The organism is Gordonia sp. KTR9, from assembly GCF_000143885.2.
GTDB lineage: Bacteria > Actinomycetota > Actinomycetes > Mycobacteriales > Mycobacteriaceae > Gordonia.
Window position 1 is genome coordinate 5,001,521 of record NC_018581.1, and the last position, 19,947, is coordinate 5,021,467.

Below are 19,947 nucleotides of genomic sequence, written 5' to 3' on the forward strand. Positions count from 1 at the left end.
CTGTTCATTTGATCTGACTCCTCCAGATGCTCGACTTCATTCCCTTGGTGGCCGCGTGTGGGCCTCAACAGGCCGGCGATAGCAGCGCAAGGGAAATTCGGGGGGCGTGCGCCTTATTTATCTTCACCATGTAGGTCAGATTTGCGCACCAGTAAGAGGCCGCCGATGGATACCGCAGCGGTGAGTAGAAAGTACCACAGCGGACTCGAAGGATTGTCCGTCCACGCGATGAGCGACGAGGCGATGAAGGGGGCAGAGCCTCCGAATATGGCTACCGAGAGGTTATACCCGATTGCCGAACCCGTAGAACGCAGATGAACCGGCAGAAGCTCGCTCATCATCGCCAAAGGACTCCCGAGTAGGAGCGCGAAGGAGACCGCCAGTGCGATCCACGGCACGATCAACGTCGTGGGTGTGGAACCAGGTGCCGCCAGGAAGAACCACACCGTGGCAAGCGCGAGCAGCACCGACGTCAATACCAGATAGTCGCGCCGGCGTGCGAAACGATCGCCGACGTGGCCGCTGATGGGGGCGAGTATCACGGCGATCACCCCGGCGACGACGACGTACACGAATGTGGGGCCCCATTCGAAGTCCACGACTTTGGTCAAATACGTTGTCGAGTAGGTCATCACCAGGTAGATGGACGAGCCCATGAGGGTTACCGCACAGAACACCAGCAACAGCATCCGCGGATGACGCAGCGCTTCCTTCAACGGCGACTTGGACGTGCTGTCGGTCTTCTGGAGAGCAGTGAACTCAGGACTCTCCTCCAGCTTCAGGCGGATATAGATTGCAAGCAGCCCGAGCGGGCCCGCGAACAGGAATGGGATGCGCCAACCCCAGTCAGTCATCGCATCCTCGCCCAACGCCCAGCTCAGTCCGTTGGCGACAAATGCGCCCAACAACAGGCCTACGAGCGCGGCGGCGGAGATGATGCTGGTGGAGGCCCCTCGTCTGCCCTTCGGGGAATACTCGGCGATGAACGTGTTGACAGTTCCGAGTTCCCCTCCCGCAGAGAGCCCTTGAACCAACCGCAGGAGGATGAGCAGCGCCGGGGCCAGAACGCCGATGGTAGCGGCGGTCGGCAGCAGGCCCATCAGGACGGTTCCACCGCTCATCAAGGTGAGCACTATGAGAAGCGTCTTTCTCCGGCCGATCTTGTCGGCCATCGGTCCGAAGACGACTCCACCGATCGGCCTGATGAAGAATGCCAGCGCGAAGACGGCGAATGCGCTGATCACGTTGACAGCAGGGTCATCCGAGCTGAAGAAGTTGTCGCCGATGTACACAGCGAGGAAGCCGTAGATCGCGTAGTCGTACCACTCGAAGATGTGTCCGCAAACGGCCCCGATGAACGCGGCCCTTCTCTTCTTGGGGTTCAGGGACACTGCACCGTGGGCCGGCGCCTGTTGCGTGCCCACCGCGGACGCACTGCTGCTGTCATCGACTGGTGTGGGCTCTTCGTTGTTCATAGGGATTCCTTAGAGGCTGTCGGGCTGCGACTGCTGTCGCGGAACTTTCACGCTGCGCAGCCGTTTTACTCGTGACTGCGTGGAGACGCGGGACGAAGGCCGAGTGCCGGCCGGTAGTTCACTTCCCGGTGTAGATCGGAGGCCGTTTCTCGATGAACGCCAACGGTCCTTCTTTGGCGTCGTCCGATGAACTCACGAGGTCCCAGGCGCGGTTCTCGACCAAGAAGGCTTCGTCCAGCGTCATTCCCGACGTCTCGGTCATGACCCGCTTCGCCGCCGCCACGGCGACCGGTCCGTTCTCGTTGATCCGTTGCGCGATCTCCATGGCCGTGTCCATGAGCCGGTCCGGCGTCGTCACACGGTTCACGAAGCCGCAACCGAGTGCTTCGTCTGCCGAGAAAGGATCGCCGGTGAGAATCACTTCCATCGCTCTGGCATAGGGCATTTGACGTGTGAGGCGAACCAGCGACCCGCCTGCCGGAATGATTGCCCGCTTCACCTCAGGGAGACCGAAAGTTGCTCCCTCGACGCAGATTCGGATATCGGTGCCCTGAATCAGTTCAGTTCCACCGGCCAGACAGAAACCGTTCACAGCCGAGATGATCGGTTTGGGGAAGTAGGTACGCAACATCGCCGCGTCTCGAACCTTGGGGTGGGTGCCGATGAGGGTGGACTCATAGTCGTTCTCGGGTGGCCGTGCTCGGGTCAACACCGGAACAACCGACCCCAGATCGGCGCCGGCCGAGAACGCCTTGTCTCCCGCGCCGGTGATGATCACCGACCTGACCTGAGGGTCGTTCGCCCACGCCGCGAAGGACTCGGCCATCTTGACGAAGATCTCCGCATTCATGGCGTTGTGCTTCTCTGGCCTGTTCAAGGTCATGATCGCCACGTGCCCGCTGACCTCTGTGATCAATGCCGTCATCTCGGCAACACCTACTCTCTGATCTCCCTGGCCCGGGACAAGGTCGGGGCCGGGTGCCAGGTGCCTGCGCTACCCGGTCTCTACGCCGCGTTCAGAGCAGCGGCTTCTCGGAACGCTTACGCCGTGTCGAGAAGCCGGTCGAGGGCGACTCGGTGAGCATGGCCCCTCGCCGACTTCGAAGACTGTCCGATAATGCGACAGATCAGGACAGTGGCGACACACGCAGCATGGTGATGGACGCGCAAGGCGCAAGCGCCAGGACAGGTGTCAGCGCGGATGTGACCCCAGCTGCACAAGGCGGGCTGCGAGCCTGCACTGCAGCCGGCCGACCTCGTCGGGGGTGTAGCGTCCGCCGGGCTCGTACCAGCGGGCGACGTCGATACCGAGCGAGATGACCGCGGCGCTGAGGCCCCGCAGGTCGATGTCGTCGTCGCCGGCGGCGGACACTGCGGCGACTGCCCGACGGACCGCCTGCTCTGTCCGTTTGCGAATCCCCCCGATCTTTTCGGCCTGAACACCGGTAAGGGCGTTGAGCTGGTACTGGACGACCCGGGCGACAGTATGACGCTCGGCGTGCCATCGCCCGAAGACGTAGACGAGCGTGCGGAAGGCGTGATCGGCGGGCTCGAGCGCGGCCGCCTTCTCGACAATCGACAGCGCACTCTCGTGACCTCGGCGACTGATGTCGTAGAGCAGATCGTCCTTGGAACTGAAGTGCACATACAGCGCGGCGGTGCTCAATCCCGATCCCGCCGCGATGTGTTTGAGCGTCGTGGCGTGGAAACCGCGGTCGGCGAACGAGAGTAGTGCCGACTCAACAACCAGACGCGCCGTCGGCGGTAGATCTCGCCATGGATCCTCTGCGACAAGGATCTTCATTGCCGCGTCCACTGCGGCTTCCTGGTCTTGGTTGGTGATCATCGACCCGCTCTCTTCGTGTCTGCCTTCAGAATCTCATCTCTTGTGCTCACCGCGGCCTCCCCCCTATATTGATTACTAATCAATTAGTAACTCTCGCTATCGCGGGAGCTTAGATGACTGCAGCGTGAATAGTCGCCACAGCCTGGTCCTCCATCGAATGCGTCCCACGAGGACTTGTGGAGGCCAGGCGGATGAATGACCGGTGGCGCCACGGGACAGGCATCGGTTCTGACTCGGCGCTTCACCCGCTCAGCCCTGAATCGCGCCAACCGCCACCCGCGGTCGGCATCGGTCCGGTCACCGAGTCTCGCCACTGAAACGCACTCGAACGGAGCACCAATGACGTCATCACTGCAAGGAAAAGTCGCTTTCATCACCGGGGCGGCGCGAGGTCAAGGGCGCGAACATGCCGTCACCCTCGCGCAGCACGGAGCGAACATCATCGCTCTCGACATCTGCAAGCCCCTCAGCACGATCCCTTACGAGATGTCCACCAGCGACGACCTCGCCGAGACCGTCGCATTGGTCGAGGCCACCGGACAGAAGATCGTTGCCGCCGAAGCCGACGTACGCGACTTCGATGCAGTGCAACGGGTCGTAGACGATGGTCTCAACCAGTTCGGCCAGATCGATATCGTCGTCGCCAACGCCGGTGTGTATTCCTTCGGGCCGCTCGACAGCGTCGACATCGAGCTCCAGCGCTGGCGGGATATCATCGACATCAATCTCACCGGCACTTTTCATACGGTCAAAGCCGCGGTACCGTCGATGGTCGCGCGCGGGGCCGGCGGGTCGGTCCTGCTGACCAGTTCGACCGCCGGCATCAGAGGTCTGCGGTCGATGGCCGACTACACCGCCACCAAACACGGTGTCGTCGGATTGATGCGCACGTTCGCAAATGAGTTGGCACCGCACAACATTCGCGTCAACACGATTCACCCCACGGGTGTCAGCACACACATGGTGACCAACCCCCAGCTGGTCCAGTGGTACGCAGACAACCCCGACATGGCAAACAATGTTTCTGCCAATCTGCTCCCTGTCGATCTTGTCGAAGCACAGGACGTCAGCCAGGCAGTCCTCTTCCTGGCGTCCGATGCCGCCCGTTACGTCACCGGTCTCGAGATGAAAGTCGACGCGGGATTCACCGAGCGAGGCTGACTAAAGGCCCGCGCCTGGATTCCTCGATCCGAGTCGCCGACAAAGCCCGCACCGCGTCTGTGTCCGAGTTCGAGCAGAGAGTTCGGATAAGGGAGAATCCCCGGAACCAATTTCCGCCGCACCGACTCCCGTCACATCATCGAGCGGATCGAAGTGGTGGCCGCGACTGTGAAGGCCGAGGCTTGCGTTGCCCTGGCGCCGGGTACTGTGCGCAAGGTCATCGGACTGGGCTGTACGGTGACCTTGCAGTGCGGTGCGGGCCGGCTTCGCCGAAGATGCCTACCGCACGGCAGCAGAGGTGACAGCGGGACAGGTGCGGGACGCGGGAGTTGTCGTGCTGATCAATTCCCCGCAGCCGGATGAGATCCCGCGCTAGATGTCGGCAGCGTCGTGATCGCGATGCTGGCCCCAATCCCTCGATCCGGACCGGCTCGAGATGATTGAATGGCGGGCAGTGACAGCCCTGACCATGTACGCGGTGCTTCGCATCTCGCGCGCCAGTCGATGGATGTGCTGAGCCCGATCGCGACAATCGCGGGTAGCTGGCCGTCGTAGAGGCCGCCCATGTTTTCGGTAGGTTGTTCGCCGGCCAGGTCACCGCGGCGGGCAGGGTCCCACCGGCAATGGTGCTAGTAGCCGGAGCCGGCGTTGCCTGACTTGCGCGAACAGCCTCGGCGCCGTCGCCCGGGCATGGCGTGGTGTAGGCGCAGTACCCGGTCGCGAAGCTGACTCGCCGCCTACGCGAACAGGGTGTCGAAGTGCGGTTCGGTTCGCTCCAGTGGCGACCGGTTGTCCGAGCGTGCAGAACCGTTCTCCATCCGGGAGAACATTCAGGTGCTCTTCGGTGACGCCAAGGACCGAGTAGGAACATACTCGCTGCGCTGAAGATCCACACACAAACCCGGTAGCAGGTTCCGGCGGCCGCCAGCTGACAATCCGCGAAAGTTGCTGCGCGACCTCGCGTTCTACATCTGCGACGTTGTGTGGGCGCCTGGTCCAGCGTGTGGCCTCCGACACCTGGGCCCCGGGTTCGACCTTCACGACCTCACGCTTGCGCTCGCTGGCGACGCCCCCTTACAGTGCTTGTAGTCGCTTACTAATTAGTTAGTAACCTGATGAACTTAGGAGTTCAGATGACCGAAGCAGTGATCGTCGCCGCAGCGCGATCCCCTATCGGCCGCGCCCGAAAGGGTTCGCTCAAGGACATGCGTCCGGACGACCTGGCCGCTCAGATGGTGCGTGCCGCCCTCGATCAGGTCCCGGCGCTCGACCCGCGTCAGATCGATGACCTGATGCTCGGCTGCGGGCTGCCGGGTGGCGAACAGGGTTACAACATGGGCCGTGTGGTGTCCGTGCTGCTCGGACTGGATTCGGTGCCCGGCACGACCATCACCCGATACTGTTCGTCCTCCGTGCAGACCACGCGTATGGCACTGCACGCAATCAAAGCGGGCGAGGGTGATGTGTTCATCTCCGCCGGCGTCGAGACGGTGTCCCGCTATGACAAAGGCAGCGCCGACGAACTCCCGGGCACGCACAACCCGGTGTTCGCCGACGCCGAGGCGCGCACGGTCGCCACCGCCGATTCCGGCACCGACGCGTGGACGGATCCCCGCGACGACGGCGCGCTGCCGGACGTCTACATCGCGATGGGTCAGACGGCCGAGAACCTTGCGCGCGCAAAGAATGTGACCCGTGAGGACATGGATCTGTTCGGCGTCCGCTCACACAATCTCGTCGAGCAGGCCATCGCCGACGGGTTCTACGCCCAGGAGATCACCCCGGTGACGCTGCCGGACGGTACTGTCGTCCGGACCGACGACGGTCCGCGTTCCGGGGTCACCTACGACGCAGTGGCCCAGCTGAAGCCGGTATTCCGACCCGACGGCCTCGTCACCGCAGGCAACTGCTGTCCTCTCAACGACGGCGCGGCCGCCCTGGTCGTCATGTCCGACACGAAGGCGCGCGACCTGGGTCTCACGCCGCTGGCCCGGGTGATCTCCACAGGCGTGACGGGACTCTCCCCGGAGATCATGGGCTACGGTCCGGTCGAGGCGTCGAAGCAGGCTCTGGCGCGCGCCGGCATGACAATCGACGACGTCGACCTCGTCGAGCTGAACGAAGCCTTTGCCGCACAGGTGATCCCGTCGGCCCGAGATCTGGGCATCGACCCGTTCGGCGACAAACTGAACGTCCACGGCGGCGCCATCGCCGTCGGGCACCCATTCGGCATGACCGGCGCACGCATCACCACGACCCTGCTCAACGGACTCCGCGCCAAGGACAAGAGCATCGGACTGGAAACCATGTGCGTCGGCGGCGGCCAAGGCATGGCAATCATCTACGAAAGGCTGTCCTGATGACCAACCTGACCTTCGACTTCACCGGTCGAACCGTTGTCGTGACCGGAGCAGGCCGCGGCGTCGGCAAGGCGATCGGTGAGAACTTCCGAACCGCGGGCGCCACAGTCTATCTGGTTGATTTCGATGCGGACGCAGTCGAGAAGGCAGCTCACGAGATCGGCGCCGTGGGGCTCACCGCGGATGTCTCCAAGACGGACGACGTCGACGCGGTCGTCGAGCGGGTCATCTCCGACACCGGGCGTCTCGACGTTCTCGTCAACAACGCGGGCATCCTCCGCGACGCGATGCTGTGGAAGATCAGCGACGACGACTACGAGGCGGTGATGGCCGTACACGCCGGCGGCACCTTCCGGTTCACGCGCGCCGCCGTGCCGCATTTCCGCAAGCAGGGCGGCGGGAGGGTCATCAACGTCACCTCGTTCACGGGTCTGCGAGGCAATCCCGGACAGTCGAACTACGCCATGGCCAAAGCAGGGATCATCGGGTTCACCAAGACCGCCGCAAAGGAACTCGCCCGTTTCGGGGTCACCGTGAACGCGATCTCGCCGAATGCGCAGACCCGGATGATCGAGTCGGTTCCCGCTGACAAGCTCGCCCTCCTGACGGAGCAGATCCCGATGCAGCGTTTCGCAGATCCCTCCGAGATGGCAGCCGCAGTAGCGTTCCTCGCCGCCGACGAGGCCGCCTACATCACCGGCGTGGTCCTGCCCGTCGACGGCGGCATCTCCATCTGATGAGCAGCCTTTTCGACCTGAGCGGCCGGACGGCCGTCGTGACCGGCGGCAGCCGAGGAATCGGTCTGATGATCGCGCAAGGTCTCCTCGAAGCCGGGGCGTCTGTAGTCATCTCGTCACGGAACGCGGAAGCGTGCGAGGCGGCACGTGCCCAGCTCGCGGAGTTCGGCGAGGTGACGGCCATCCCGGCGGACCTCTCGCAGGAAGGCGAGTGTCATCGGCTCGCGGACGCGGTCCGGGCGCGGCACGACGGGGTACACATCCTGGTCAACAATGCCGGAGCCACGTGGGGTGCACCGATCGAGGAGTTCCCGGCCGACGCCTGGGACAAAGTCCTCGATCTCAATCTGAAGTCACCGTTCTTCCTCACCCAGGCGTTCTTGCCGGACCTCGCCGAGACCGCGACGACGAAGTCACCCAGCCGGATCATCAACATCGGCTCGGTGGACGGTCTCAGCGTGCCCTCACTGCCCAACTACTCCTACGCGGCAAGCAAAGCCGGACTCCATCACCTCACCCGCGTCCTCGCCGTCGAATTGGGCCCCCGCAGCATCACCTGCAACACCGTCGCGCCCGGACCGTTCGCCACGAAGATGATGGCCCGGACGCTCGAGGAGCGCTCGGACGAGTTCATCGGGCAGACGCCCCTGGGCCGGCTCGGCGAACCAGACGACATCGCCGGGACGGTCGTGTATCTCAGTTCCCGCGCTGCCGGCTACGTCACCGGCGCTCTACTCACCGTCGACGGCGGTCTGTCACTCAACCGATGACCACGTCCCGACCATCCGTCACGAGGAACACATGACACACCGATCGCTCCTGTTGTCCCGCGCCGACCTCGACTTCCTCCTGTACGACTGGCTGCGCGCGGACGAACTGACCGCCCGACATCGGTTCGCCGAGCACTCGCGCGAGACCTTCGACGCCGTACTCGGGTTGTGCGCCGACATCGCCACCGAACGCCTCGCCCCGCACAACAAGACCAACGACATATCGGAGCCGCAATTCGTCGACGGCCGCGTCGTGATCCATGACGCAGTCAAGCCCGCAGTCGACGCCATCGCCGAATCCGGTGTGCTCGCCGCAACGATGGACGCCGAGGTCGGCGGGTTGCAACTACCGCACGTGGTGCATGCCGCCTGCAGCGCCTGGTTCGGCGCCGCCAATCCAGGGACCTGGTCGTACTCGTTCCTCACGATCGCCAACGCCAATCTCCTGGTCGAACACGCCGCGCCCGAGCTCGTCACCTCCTTCGTCCGCCCGATGATCGAGGGACGATTTCACGGCACCATGTGCTTGTCGGAGCCACAGGCCGGGTCGTCACTCAGCGACATCACCACCCGGGCCGAGGACGCCGGAGACGGCACCTACCGCGTCTTCGGCAACAAGATGTGGATCTCCGCGGGTGACCATGAACTCGGCGACAACATCGTGCACCTCGTGCTGGCGAAGATCCCCGGCGGCCCGCCGGGAGTCAAGGGCATCTCGCTGTTCGTCGTGCCGAAGTTCCTCGTCGACGACGACGGTTCGATCGGCGAACGCAACGACGTCGTGCTCGCAGGCCTCAATCACAAGATGGGATACCGCGGCACCACCAACACCATGCTCAACTTCGGCGAAGGCGTCCACACTCCCGGTGATGCACCCGGGGCGGTCGGATACCTTGTCGGGCAGCCACATCAGGGCCTCGCCTACATGTTCCACATGATGAACGAGGCACGGATCGCAGTCGGAGCGGGGGCCGCTGCCCTCGGATACACCGGCTACCTGAAATCGCTCGAGTACGCACGCACCCGGACCCAGGGACGCGCGCCCGACTCCAAGAACCCGACACTGCCGCAGGTCGCTCTCACCGAACACGCCGACGTGCGCAGGATGCTCCTCGCGCAGAAGTCGTACGCCGAGGGTGCCCTGGGATTGATCCTGTTCTGCGGAAAACTCCTCGACGACAAGACCACCGCCGAGAACCAGGACGACCGAGCACGTGCCGCATTGCTCCTCGAGGTCCTCACGCCGATCGCGAAGAGCTGGCCGTCGCAATGGTGCGTCGAGGCCAACGACCTCGCGATCCAGGTGCTGGGCGGATACGGCTACACCAGAGAGTACGACGTCGAGCAGCACTATCGCGACAACCGGCTCAACCAGATCCACGAGGGCACTCACGGCATCCAAGGCATCGATCTGCTCGGCCGCAAGACCTTGATGGCGGGCGGCGCCGGGCTGGAAGCACTGGAGACCCTCCTGCGCTCGACGATCGAGAAGGCCCGCAACGCGGGCGATCTGGCTGCGGACATGGCCGCGCAGCTCGACGCGTCGCTGACCCGACTGATCGACGTCACCCGCCGCATTCACAAGGAAGAGGATCTGACCGTTCGGCTCGCCAACGCCTCGATCTACCTCGAGGCTGCCGGGCACATCGTCCTGGCCTGGGTGTGGTTGGAACAGTTCCTCGCCGCGTCGGAACGCGATGATGTTCTGCGTCAGGGCAAGCACGCGGCGGCGACCTACTTCTACCGCTATGAACTCCCGCGAACCGACCCGCAGCTCGACCTGCTCAACGGGCTGGACCGAACTTGTGTCGAGCTCGACCCGGCGTGGCTGTGACCGGCCGGGCCGTGCACGTGACGAGAGGACCGAAATGACCCCGAAGAAGACGGAGACCGCCCGGCGACCGCCATCGATCCCCAGTCCGTTTGCGCCGGTCCAGATTCCGGACACGATTATCCCGGAGCTGCTCTTCGGAAACGGATTCGGTGATCGATCCGCTGCTGTCGCGCTGGTTGACGGAGCCACTGGCAGGTCGATCACGTATGCCGACCTGGAACAGTCCGTACGCCGACTCGCCGGCGCATTGCACAGCCGCGGAATACGGGCCCGGGACGTGGTCGCCATCTTCGCGCCCAACTCCCCCGAATGGGTGGTCGCGTTCCATGGCATTCTCCGGGCGAACGCGATCGTCACCAGTACGAATCCGCTGTACTCGGCCCCGGAGTTCACGCATCAGCTCGTCGACTCCCGCGCCACAGCGATCTTCACGGTCGCCGCGTGTCTGGACAGGGCCGTCGACGCCGCCGAGGCAGCCGGCCTCGGTCGCGAAGCGGTCTTCGTGCTGGATCGCGCGGACGGTCACATCTCACTGAACGAGTTGATCGCCGCCGAGACCGCGCCACCGGAACTGACCAGCACACCGTCGGACCTGGCGGTTCTGCCCTACTCGTCCGGGACGACCGGGCTGCCCAAAGGTGTGATGCTGACGCACCGCAATGTCGTCGCCAATCTCGTTCAGACGGCGGCCATCACGCCGACACACAGCGAGTCGGTCATTCTCGCGGTCCTGCCGTTCTTTCACATCTACGGCATGACCGTGATCATGAACCAGGCATTGTTGCGGCGCGCCACCGTGGTCACGATGCCCCGATTCGACCTCGACGAGTTCCTCCGTGTCGTCGCCGAACACCGGGTCACGTGGGTGTACATCGCGCCGCCCATCGCGGTCGCCCTGGCCAAGCGAGAAGATCTCGCCGCGCATGACACCTCCAGCGTAGAAGGCGTGGTCTCTGGCGCTGCATCACTGGACGCGGCACTGGGTCGAGCGGTCGGTGAACGTCTCGGCTGCGCGGTCCTTCAGGGCTACGGAATGACCGAGCTGTCCCCGACCAGCCACATGATGGATCCGGCGCGACCCGAGGACGACCTCGGTGGCATCGGGTACGCGCTCCCGAACATCGATTGCAGGTTGGTCGACCCTGTGTCCGGTGCCGACGTCGGACCGGGTGAGCCGGGAGAGCTGTGGGTGCGCGGGCCCAACGTCATGGTCGGCTACCTGCGCAATCCCGAGGCCACCGCCGAAACCCTCGACGAAGACGGATTCCTGCACACCGGTGACATCGCCACCGTCGAGCCGAGCGGCCTGTTCCGGATCGTCGACAGAGTCAAAGAGCTGATCAAGTACAAGGGCTACCAGGTGCCCCCGGCCGAGCTCGAAGCTCTCCTGCTCTCCCATCCAGCTGTGGCCGACGCAGCGGTGGTCGGAGTTCGCGACGGTGACGGCGAGGAGATCCCGAAGGCATTCGTGGTCCGACAGCCCGGGCATCCGCTTGCCGGGGAGGAGTTGATCGCGTTCGTCGCCGCACGCGTCGCCCCGCACAAGAAGGTCCGGATCGTCGAGTTCATTGACGAGATCCCCAAATCCGCCAGCGGAAAGATCCTCCGAAAGGACCTGCGCGCGAGGGAGACGTCCCGGACGTGACGCGACGCCCTCGTCCACTCGACGCTGGTGTTCGTCGACGGGAGTGACGGGCAACCGACGTCCGTCGGTGGTCCCTTGCACAACCCGCGACAGTCGGCTCTGGACTCGCGTCGCCCGACCGCACACAGTGAACCCGACCGCACACAGTGAAACAGTCACTGTTCTCGATGAGGAGTACAACATGGAGTTCCGCGAAATCGTCTCTGGCTTGGGATTTTTGGAGGGGCCGACAGTACTGCCAGATGGCCGCCTCGTTGTCACCGACGTCGAGAACGGGATCCTGGTCCTGGTGGATACCGAGACCGGGACGACAGACACGTTGGCCGAGACCAGAGGCGGGCCGAACGGCGCCGCCCTGGGACCCGGCGGAGATCTGTACGTCGTCAACAACGGCGGCATCGCGTTCGCATCGCACAACGGGCTCAAGGGCGGAGACCCGAACGGCTCTCCGGTGAGCACGGCTCCGTCCGGGGTCCAGCGAGTGAGCCTCGACGGCCACGTCACGCAGCTGTACACCGAATGCGACGGTCGCCCGCTTCTCCGCCCCAACGACATCGTCTTCGACGCACACGGTGGCTTCTATTTCACCGACACCGGACGCGCAGACGGCCGGTCTGCGGACCTCGGCGGTCTCTATTACGCGAAGGCGGATGGTTCCGCGATAGTGGAGCTGGTTCACAACACGCGGCCACACGTTCCGCTGACCCAACCGAACGGCGTCGGACTATCGCCGGACGGAACGGTTGTCTACGTCTCGGAGACCGGACACGGCAGGCTTGCGGCCTGGGATGTGGTTGCGCCCGGCGAACTGTCCGTCGCCAAGCCTCGAGTATCCCATGGACCTTCCGGGGCGATGTTCGATTCGCTGGCCGTCGACGTCGAGGGCAACATCTGCGTGGCGACGCTCGAGCTGGGCGGGATCACTGTGCTCTCTCCCGAAGGCGCGATCCTCGAGTTCGTCGAGGTCCCGGTGTACGACTCGCACGTAACCAACATCTGTTTCGGTGGTGCAGATCTCGACGTCGCGTACATCACGTCCGGGGGCCGGGGCGCGATCTGGGAGCTCACGGGTTTTCGCACCGGACTCCGACTGAATCACTGAGCTCACCAAGTCGGAGTCGGTACTCTTGCGAAGAAGATCGACGCGAGCTACGGCCACTTCAGGAGGCATCGTGCGGGCATCCAGTCAAGCCCAACTGATCGCAGACCTCTTGTATTCGCAATTCGATACGCCGATCTTGATCACCGCCGGAATGGGCACGATCCTCGCGTTCTCACATCAACCACCGGAGGCATCGGACGCCCTGCGGCGCGGCGGTATTCTGCTGAACAATCCGTCTCGAGTACCGGAGTGGTTGCAGGAGTATCTCGATCCTGCTCTAGGGCTCGTACGGACGCCCGAGAACAAACAGATCGACGCCCTTCCCCGTACGATCATCTCCATCCCCTACAGGGGCCACCCGATCGGATACATCTTCGCACTCGACCCGGATCAGAGGATCCCGTCCGACTGGCACGTGGTGAACCAACGAACTTTGATCTCTGTCGGTTTGGAGATCGAACTGCAGAAGAGCCGGGCCAGCCAGTCGCAGCTCGCGGTTCGCTCGGCCCTCAGCCCAGACCCGGCCATCCGGAGTGTCGGGGTCGACAGTCTTCGGTTCATGCGCGCTTTCGAGAATGCCGGTCGAATTCGCGTGCTCGTGTCGGAGTTCGCGGACGACACCGCCGCCCATCTCACCCGGATCATGTGGGACGGCCCACCGGGGGGAGACGGGGCCTGGGCCGCGATCGACGAGCGGCTTGTGATCGTCGTGAATGAAGACGAGCGATCATCGGATAAGGAGATCGATCGACTGTCGACGATTCTCAAGCAGAGCAGCCCGCCGCCCGTCGTGTTCTTCGGAATCGGTGGCGAGGTCGACGGACTCGACTCGGCCAGACAGTCATACGAGGAGGGTCTCGCGGCGCTTCGGGTTGGAAAGTTGCTGAGCGAGCGGCCGACAACATCTCGCTGGGACGATCTCGGCTCGTGGCGCAGTCTCGCGACTCTCGGCCGGGACCGTGGGAAGCGAACTCTCGATCCGAGGGTTGGGCGTCTGGTCGCCGAGGAGCGCGCCGAGATGGTGGACGTCCTGCGCGAATACCTCAACCGCAACGGCGAGGTCGACCGTATCGCAGCCGATTTCCACATGCACCGCTCGACCGTCTACAGCCGGCTCAAGAAGATCGAGTCCAAGTACGGGCTGGATCTGAGCGATGCCGAAGACAGACTGACGATCACGATCGGGCTGCGTCTGGCGCAGCTCTACTTGTGATCTCGCTTGAACCGCGCCGGGCACCTCTGGTGTCCGGCGATCCATCCACCATCGAGTAGGAATGTCTATGCCGCCGAATGCCGTTCGTCTCGCCGATCTGAAACAGCTGAACGGGTCAGAACTGGGACGCAGCGACTGGTTGACCATCGAGCAGGAACGAGTCGACAACTTCGCCGACGCCACCGAAGACCGCCAGTGGATTCACGTCGATCCCGAACGCGCTTCCCGGGAGAGTCCGTTCGGCGGGCCGATCGCTCACGGGTACCTCACCCTCTCACTCCTCAGCGCGATGATTGAGCAGATCCTCGTCGTCGACGGGGCGCGGATGGGCGTGAACTACGGACTCAACAAGGTTCGATTTCCGTCTCCCGTACTTGTCGGAAGCCGCGTACGTGGCATCGCCCACGTCCTCGACGTCGACGAATCCGAGGCGTTCACGCAGATGATCATCGGCATGACCGTGGAGTGCGAGGGGCTGACGAAGCCGGCATGCGTGGCGGAAGCCATCTTCCGTTTCTACAGTTGACCCGCCTTCCCTGAGCCGGCGCGCGACTCACTCCTCCTCGAGGCCGTGCTCGATGACGTAACGGGTCAACTCCACCCGGTTGCCGAGCTGGAGCTTGCGGAGAGTGGCCTGGACATGGTTCTCGACGGTCCGGTGACTCAGGTCGAGGCGCCGCGCGATCTGCTTGGCGCTCAGCCCTTTTGCCACCAGGCGCAACACCTCGGTCTCACGTTCGGTGAGTACGGGTGCAGCAGGCGCGGCGTCGGGTTGCCGGGACATGCGCCGGTACTCGCCCAGCACCAGGCCGGCGAGTCCCGGCGTGAAGACCGCCTGCCCGTCGGCGGTCGCCCGCACCGCCTCGACCAGCTCTTCGCGCGACGACGACTTCACGAGATAGCCACTGGCCCCGGCCTTCACCGCTTCCAACACGTCGTCGCGCTCGCCCGACGCCGACAGCACGAGGATGCGTGTTCGCGGGGAGACCTCGAGGACCGCGGCCGTCGCCTCGGTGCCGGTACCGTCGGGCAACTGCATGTCCATCAGGACGACGTCCGGCGTGACGGCGGCCGCGCGCCGGCCCGCGCTGCCCACGCCGTCCGCGGTGGCGACCACGTCGAATCCCTCGTCGGCGAGATCACGGGCCACCGCCTCACGCCAGATCGGATGGTCGTCGACGACCATGATCCGCAGCGGCGCCCGTTCCTCGTCACTCCGGCCTGCACCCATACCCGTTTCTCCCCTCGACTGTCAGCTGTCGTCCCGCGGGACGGTGAACTCCCACTCCGTGCCCGCACCCGGTTCGGTGTCGAGTTGCGCGGTCCCGCCGAGGGATTCGATCCGCCCGACGATCGACTTCGACACCCCGACGCGCCCCTGCGTGACCGCCTCGGCCAGCCTGCCGTCGGGGATGCCGATCCCGTCGTCGCGCACACTCACCACCACGTCCTGCCCCAGATCCTCCACCAGGATGTACGCGCGCGCACCGGGACCGGCGTGGTTCGCCACGTTGTCGAGCGCGTTGCCGACCGCCGCGCGGATCTCGGAACCGGTGTGCGCCGGGACCATCACCGCATCGGCGGGCGCACTGACCGAGACCCGATCGTCGGCGAAGGGGCGGAGGACCGCGGCGAGGTCGACGCTGCGTTGCGGATCGGGGGAGAGCGCATCGGGGGAAGCGGGTACCGGTTCGTCGGTGTCGGAGATCAGTCGGCGCAGAGTGCGCTCCTGCTCTGCGGCGAGGCTGGCGAGTTCGTCTGTCGGGCCGCCGATCTCGCGTCCGCGTCGAGCGATCAGCGCCAGGACCTGCAGCACGCCGTCGTGGACCTCCCGGGAGAGCCGCTCGCGTTCCTCGGCGGCCGCGGCGATACGCGCCGCGCGGGACAGTTGCTCCTGCACGCGCCTCGCGTTCGCGGCCGCGAGGCCGACCGCCATGCCGGTCGCCACGATCACGATGATCGTCGCGTTCCGGCCGAAGTCGAGGTTGAGTTCGCCTTTGACGAAAGTACTGGTGCCGCCGACGATGAGGCCCGCCACGATCCCGCCGACCGGCCCGGTGAGGATCGCGACCGAGATGACCGCGTTGGTGGCCCACAGCGTGGTGGGCCAGGTCTGGTTGTTCCACGCCCACTCCGCGTCGGCGACAAACGACGTCGACAGCATCAGCGCGCACACGACGACCACCTCGACGCCGACCCAGACGAGGTTGCGTGCGAACCCGACGAAGTAGCCGATCCCGCTCACCAGGGTCCACGCCGAGAGCAGCCCGAACAGCACCCAGGCGACGCCGCCACGGTCGAGGTCGGGGTTCACGGCGATCTGGAAGCCGAGCGCGTAGAGGTATGACAGCAGCCGGAAGATCTGCGCACCTCGCCACAGCGGACCGACCGGGTCGTTGTCGACGACCCGGGCCAGACGGTCCGGGGCGGGCTCCCGATCCGGCGGGTTGCCGACGACCGGCGGCCGCTGGCGCGTCATGTCGTGCCGCGCCCGTCCCGATCGCCCCTGGCCGGGTCCGAGATCTCCTGGCCCTGTCCCTCCGGTGCCACGTCCCCCGCGCGAGAGTCCGTGCCCGAAGCCTGTCGCGAGAGCGTCTCGGCCGCGGCGTCAGGATCGTCGGTGTCCCAGACCGGCGGGTCCGGCTCGGCGACGACCCCCGGGCGCCGGCCGTCGTCAGCGGCGTCGTGACCGTCGGCCACGCTCCCTTTCAGGCGCCGAACCGCGGTGTTGAAGAATGCGATCAGGGGCACGGCGAGCAGACCGCCGATGATGCCGGCCGACACCAGGCCGGCAGCGATCCCGAGGACCACCGCGACCGGGTGCAGACGAACCGACCGGCCGAGCAGGAACGGCTGCAGCACATGGCTTTCGAGCTGCATGACGCCGACGACGATCGCGAGCGCGACGACCGCCGCGATCCAGCCCTGGGTCACCAGGGCGACGAGCACCGCCAGCGTGCCGGTGACCAGGGCGCCGACGATCGGGATGAACGCGCCCAGGAAGACCAGCGACGCCAGCGGAAGAGCCAGGGGCACTTGCAGGATGGCGAGACCGATGCCGATCCCACACGCGTCGACGAAGGCCACCGCGACGGTCGCCCGGACGTACCCGACGAGCGTGCCGAAACCGGCGATACCCGCCTCCCACACCCGATTCCGGTTGGCTTGCGGGATCACGTTGACCGAGAACCGCCAGATCTGGCCCCCGCCGTAGAGAAAGAAGATCAGCAGGAAGAGAGTCAGCAGGGCGCCGGTGATGATCTCGGTGGCCGTGGTGGCCGTGGCCAGTGCGCCGCTGGTGACCCGGTCCTGGTTGTGCTGGATGAAGTCGAGGGTGTCGGTGCCGAAGTTGCGTACCTGGTCACGATCGAGCCCGAGGGGCCCGTTGATGAGCCACTCCCTGGTCTTCTCGACGGTCACCCGGACCTGTTCGGCGAGTTCGGGGACGCCGTCGATGAACTCGCGGACGACGAAGGTCATGACGGCCGAGAGCAGTCCGATCGCGACGACGAGGTTGACGATGACCGCCAGCGACCGCGGTAGTCCGCGCCGGTCGAGGGCGTCGACGCCGGGGACCAGCATCGCCGAGATCAGAATGGCGAGGGCGATCGGCACGAGGACTTCCTCGAACTCCCGGAACAACTGGGTGGCGACGTAGCCGGCGGCGACGAGGAGCAGCAGCCGCCACGCCCATTCCGCCGCAGCCCGCACCTGCGGGTGTACCTTGGCCCGATCGATGGACGCGAGGTCGCGGGCATCGCGCGGCCGCTGGGCGCGTTCGGCTTCGGTCACGCAAGCAACACTAGTGGTGTGTCTCGGAAGTAGGTGGCCGGTTTTCGGCGGAGCGATCGGTGATCTGGCAAGGCGGAGGAGGGAGGGATAGCGGAGCTATCTCGACCGACGACAACGCAGCCAGGCGCCGATCGAACGCCGGAGACCCGTCGCCTGGTTCTGAGACACACCACTGGACAGTGCGGGTGGCCTACGGGGGTCGTCACCGACACCGGGCCCCTACCTTATGGTGGCACGTATGTCGTCGGAGGATGTTGGCTCGCCGGGGGGCGCGGCAGCCCCGGCGATCCGTCCTCGGTTCTGGTGGGTGCGCTGGGTCCTGCTCACCGTCGTCCTGATCATCCTCGCCGTCGAAGTCGTCCTCATCTGGCCCGAGCTCAAGGGTGCCTGGCTCCGTATCGGTGAGATCGAGTGGCACTGGGTCGCGGCCTGTCTTGTCGCCGCGATGCTGTCGATGGACAGCTTCGCCCAGGTCCAGCGTGCACTGTTGCGTTCAGCGGGCCTGCGAGTCACGCAGTGGAAATCCCTGTCGGTCATCCTGGCGGCCAACTCCCTGAGCCAGACGATGCCGGGTGGGCAGGTCCTCGCCCCGGCGTTCACCTACCGGGAGACCCGGAAGTGGGGCGCGACGCCGGTCATCGCGTCCTGGCAGGTGGTGATGTCGGGTCTGCTCGCCGGCATCGGTCTCGCCGTACTGGGATTCGGCGGCGCCCTGCTGGCCGGCGCGAAGACCAGTCCGTTCTCGGTGGTCTTCTCGGTCGCCGGGTTCCTCGCGGTCGCGGTGGTGCTGCAGTACCTGGCCAGTCACCCGGAATCGTTGAAGAGCACCGGGATTCGTGTCCTCGGCTGGTGGAACCAACTCCGCAACAAACCGGAGGACCAGGGCACCGAACGGCTCTTCGAGACGCTCGAACAACTCCGGGCGGTCCAGCTCGGCAAGCGCGACACCTCGGTCGCATTCGGCTGGAGCCTGTTCAACTGGGTCGCCGACGTGGGATGCCTGATGTTCGCCTGCTGGGCGGTCGACGCGCATCCGAGCATCTCCGGCCTGATGGTGGCCTACGCAGCGGGCAAGGCCGTCGGTTCGGCCATCCCCTTGCTGCCGGGCGGTATCGGCGTCGTCGACGCGGTGTTGGTGCCGGCGCTCACCAGCGCCGGGATGCCCGCGGCCGACGCGATCACCGCGGTCCTGATCTACCGCCTGATCAGTTACGTGATCGTCTCGGCCATCGGCTGGGTGGTCATCGGCCTCATGTTCCGCAACCGGATCAAGCGCGACGACACATTCATCGACGAGGTGGAGCGAGACGCCGAGGTCCTCGAACGCGCGGCCGACGAGACCTCGGCGACGGCCGACTCCGGGCCCGCCGACCCCGCGGGCGGCGATGTGACGTCCGGCGACCGGAGCCCACCGAACGGCCGGCCCACCGGTCCGTCGGTCGACGGACCGTCTCCGGACGGGCCGCCCGGAGACGGTTTCCGCTCGGACTCCGGCCGAACGTCCGACACCGATCCGCCCTCGGACCCGGTACGGTAGTCCACCATGCTGAGCTCGAAGACGGACCGGGGCTCCGACGCGGCGGAGACGGGGACCTCGCCCGCGCGCGGGACCGCGACGGCTCCCGTCGCAGCCCTGTTCGACGCCGTGGCGATCACGGTCTTCGTGCTCATCGGCCGGGCCAGCCACGAAGAGGGATATGCGCTGACGTCGGTGCTGCACACGCTGTGGCCCTTCCTGGCCGGCTGCGCTGCCGGTTGGTCGATCACCTATGTCTACGCCCACGTGCGGTCGAGCGACTTCTTCGGCCACGACTATCGTCCGGACCGGGTCGTCCCGGTCGGCCTCGTCGTCTGGTTCTGCACGGTGACCGTCGCGATGATCCTGCGGTTCATCCTCAGCCAGGGAGTGGCGGTGAGTTTCGTGATCGTCGCGGCCCTCGTGCTCGCCGCCTTCATGCTGGGCTGGCGAGCCGTCTTCGCCATGCTCGGCCGTCGCGCCTCCGCCTGACCGA

The 19,947-nt window shown here is 65.4% G+C and carries 18 protein-coding genes; 12 read left to right on the plus strand and 6 right to left on the minus strand.

Translation table 11 applies throughout. The features are described 5' to 3' along the window. Nucleotides 1-113: 113 nt before the first annotated feature. The 3 genes from KTR9_RS23060 to KTR9_RS23070 form a co-directional block, all read right to left on the minus strand. Nucleotides 114-1,475 (minus strand): MFS transporter, encoded by a 1,362-nt coding sequence (locus KTR9_RS23060; protein WP_014928378.1) that lies wholly within the window; start codon nt 1,473-1,475, stop codon nt 114-116. Between the two features lie 118 nt (nt 1,476-1,593). Continuing rightward, on the minus strand, nt 1,594-2,400 hold the full coding sequence (locus tag KTR9_RS23065; RefSeq protein ID WP_014928379.1) for an enoyl-CoA hydratase/isomerase family protein: 807 nt from the start codon (nt 2,398-2,400) through the stop codon (nt 1,594-1,596). A gap of 267 nt (nt 2,401-2,667) precedes the next feature. Continuing rightward, entirely contained in the window at nt 2,668-3,321 is a 654-nt protein-coding gene (locus tag KTR9_RS23070; RefSeq protein WP_202949968.1) for a TetR/AcrR family transcriptional regulator, read from the minus strand. A gap of 339 nt (nt 3,322-3,660) precedes the next feature. Here KTR9_RS23070 and KTR9_RS23075 point away from each other — a divergent pair, with 339 nt between their 5' ends. The 10 genes from KTR9_RS23075 to KTR9_RS23115 all read left to right on the plus strand — a co-directional run bounded on the left by KTR9_RS23075 (nt 3,661) and on the right by KTR9_RS23115 (nt 14,669). Next, entirely contained in the window at nt 3,661-4,482 is an 822-nt protein-coding gene (locus tag KTR9_RS23075) for a mycofactocin-coupled SDR family oxidoreductase (RefSeq protein WP_044507350.1), read from the plus strand. Between the two features lie 578 nt (nt 4,483-5,060). Further along, on the plus strand, nt 5,061-5,138 hold the full coding sequence (locus KTR9_RS27455) for a hypothetical protein (RefSeq protein ID WP_238554157.1): 78 nt from the start codon (nt 5,061-5,063) through the stop codon (nt 5,136-5,138). A 477-nt stretch (nt 5,139-5,615) separates the two neighbouring features. Further along, entirely contained in the window at nt 5,616-6,842 is a 1,227-nt protein-coding gene (locus tag KTR9_RS23080; protein ID WP_014928383.1) for an acetyl-CoA C-acetyltransferase, read from the plus strand. Next, entirely contained in the window at nt 6,842-7,579 is a 738-nt protein-coding gene (locus tag KTR9_RS23085) for an SDR family NAD(P)-dependent oxidoreductase (protein WP_014928384.1), read from the plus strand. The genes KTR9_RS23080 and KTR9_RS23085 overlap by 1 nt, the downstream gene beginning before the upstream one ends. Then, nucleotides 7,579-8,349 (plus strand): glucose 1-dehydrogenase, encoded by a 771-nt coding sequence (locus KTR9_RS23090; protein ID WP_014928385.1) that lies wholly within the window; start codon nt 7,579-7,581, stop codon nt 8,347-8,349. The genes KTR9_RS23085 and KTR9_RS23090 overlap by 1 nt, the downstream gene beginning before the upstream one ends. Nucleotides 8,350-8,380: 31 nt before the next feature. Next, nucleotides 8,381-10,183, plus strand: a complete 1,803-nt coding sequence (locus KTR9_RS23095) for an acyl-CoA dehydrogenase (protein WP_014928386.1) — start codon at nt 8,381-8,383, stop codon at nt 10,181-10,183. Between the two features lie 34 nt (nt 10,184-10,217). Further along, entirely contained in the window at nt 10,218-11,828 is a 1,611-nt protein-coding gene (locus KTR9_RS23100; RefSeq protein WP_014928387.1) for an AMP-binding protein, read from the plus strand. A 181-nt stretch (nt 11,829-12,009) separates the two neighbouring features. After that, nucleotides 12,010-12,930 carry an SMP-30/gluconolactonase/LRE family protein gene (locus tag KTR9_RS23105; RefSeq protein WP_014928388.1) on the plus strand — a complete coding sequence of 307 codons (921 nt, stop codon included), beginning with the start codon at nt 12,010-12,012 and terminating at the stop codon, nt 12,928-12,930. 70 nt (nt 12,931-13,000) lie between these two features. Then, complete coding sequence (locus tag KTR9_RS23110) at nt 13,001-14,143, plus strand: PucR family transcriptional regulator (protein WP_014928389.1); 1,143 nt, start codon at nt 13,001-13,003, stop codon at nt 14,141-14,143. Between the two features lie 67 nt (nt 14,144-14,210). Next, nucleotides 14,211-14,669, plus strand: coding sequence for a MaoC family dehydratase (locus tag KTR9_RS23115; protein ID WP_014928390.1), 459 nt, complete (start codon nt 14,211-14,213; stop codon nt 14,667-14,669). 27 nt (nt 14,670-14,696) lie between these two features. Here KTR9_RS23115 and KTR9_RS23120 read toward each other — a convergent pair whose 3' ends face one another. From KTR9_RS23120 to KTR9_RS23130, 3 genes are read right to left on the minus strand one after another with little or no spacing between them, the layout of a single operon-like run. Further along, nucleotides 14,697-15,374 carry a response regulator gene (locus KTR9_RS23120; RefSeq protein ID WP_014928391.1) on the minus strand — a complete coding sequence of 226 codons (678 nt, stop codon included), beginning with the start codon at nt 15,372-15,374 and terminating at the stop codon, nt 14,697-14,699. Nucleotides 15,375-15,395: 21 nt separating this feature from the next. Beyond that, nucleotides 15,396-16,622: a MacS family sensor histidine kinase gene (macS, locus tag KTR9_RS23125; RefSeq protein WP_014928392.1), complete on the minus strand. Its 1,227-nt coding sequence runs from the start codon at nt 16,620-16,622 to the stop codon at nt 15,396-15,398. Further along, nucleotides 16,619-17,935 (minus strand): AI-2E family transporter, encoded by a 1,317-nt coding sequence (locus KTR9_RS23130; RefSeq protein WP_014928393.1) that lies wholly within the window; start codon nt 17,933-17,935, stop codon nt 16,619-16,621. Before KTR9_RS23130 ends, macS begins: the two co-directional genes overlap by 4 nt. Before the next feature lie 238 nt (nt 17,936-18,173). On the opposite strand from KTR9_RS23130, the gene KTR9_RS23135 reads away from it, so the two are divergent. Continuing rightward, nucleotides 18,174-19,472 carry a flippase-like domain-containing protein gene (locus KTR9_RS23135; RefSeq protein ID WP_238553982.1) on the plus strand — a complete coding sequence of 433 codons (1,299 nt, stop codon included), beginning with the start codon at nt 18,174-18,176 and terminating at the stop codon, nt 19,470-19,472. Between the two features lie 6 nt (nt 19,473-19,478). Continuing rightward, complete coding sequence (locus KTR9_RS23140; RefSeq protein WP_044507354.1) at nt 19,479-19,943, plus strand: DUF3054 domain-containing protein; 465 nt, start codon at nt 19,479-19,481, stop codon at nt 19,941-19,943. Nucleotides 19,944-19,947 lie beyond the last annotated feature (4 nt).

Bases quoted from the DNA above. Each gene is read 5' to 3' on its own strand.
- KTR9_RS23060 (WP_014928378.1), bottom strand. From the start codon at position 1,475: ATGAACAACGAAGAGCCCACACCAGTCGATGACAGCAGCAGTGCGTCC.
- KTR9_RS23065 (WP_014928379.1), bottom strand. From the start codon at position 2,400: ATGACGGCATTGATCACAGAGGTCAGCGGGCACGTGGCGATCATGACC.
- KTR9_RS23070 (WP_202949968.1), bottom strand. From the start codon at position 3,321: ATGATCACCAACCAAGACCAGGAAGCCGCAGTGGACGCGGCAATGAAG.
- KTR9_RS23075 (WP_044507350.1), top strand. From the start codon at position 3,661: ATGACGTCATCACTGCAAGGAAAAGTCGCTTTCATCACCGGGGCGGCG.
- KTR9_RS23080 (WP_014928383.1), top strand. From the start codon at position 5,616: ATGACCGAAGCAGTGATCGTCGCCGCAGCGCGATCCCCTATCGGCCGC.
- KTR9_RS23085 (WP_014928384.1), top strand. From the start codon at position 6,842: ATGACCAACCTGACCTTCGACTTCACCGGTCGAACCGTTGTCGTGACC.
- KTR9_RS23090 (WP_014928385.1), top strand. From the start codon at position 7,579: ATGAGCAGCCTTTTCGACCTGAGCGGCCGGACGGCCGTCGTGACCGGC.
- KTR9_RS23095 (WP_014928386.1), top strand. From the start codon at position 8,381: ATGACACACCGATCGCTCCTGTTGTCCCGCGCCGACCTCGACTTCCTC.
- KTR9_RS23100 (WP_014928387.1), top strand. From the start codon at position 10,218: ATGACCCCGAAGAAGACGGAGACCGCCCGGCGACCGCCATCGATCCCC.
- KTR9_RS23105 (WP_014928388.1), top strand. From the start codon at position 12,010: ATGGAGTTCCGCGAAATCGTCTCTGGCTTGGGATTTTTGGAGGGGCCG.
- KTR9_RS23115 (WP_014928390.1), top strand. From the start codon at position 14,211: ATGCCGCCGAATGCCGTTCGTCTCGCCGATCTGAAACAGCTGAACGGG.
- KTR9_RS23120 (WP_014928391.1), bottom strand. From the start codon at position 15,374: ATGGGTGCAGGCCGGAGTGACGAGGAACGGGCGCCGCTGCGGATCATG.
- macS (WP_014928392.1), bottom strand. From the start codon at position 16,622: ATGACGCGCCAGCGGCCGCCGGTCGTCGGCAACCCGCCGGATCGGGAG.
- KTR9_RS23135 (WP_238553982.1), top strand. From the start codon at position 18,174: ATGTCGTCGGAGGATGTTGGCTCGCCGGGGGGCGCGGCAGCCCCGGCG.
- KTR9_RS23140 (WP_044507354.1), top strand. From the start codon at position 19,479: ATGCTGAGCTCGAAGACGGACCGGGGCTCCGACGCGGCGGAGACGGGG.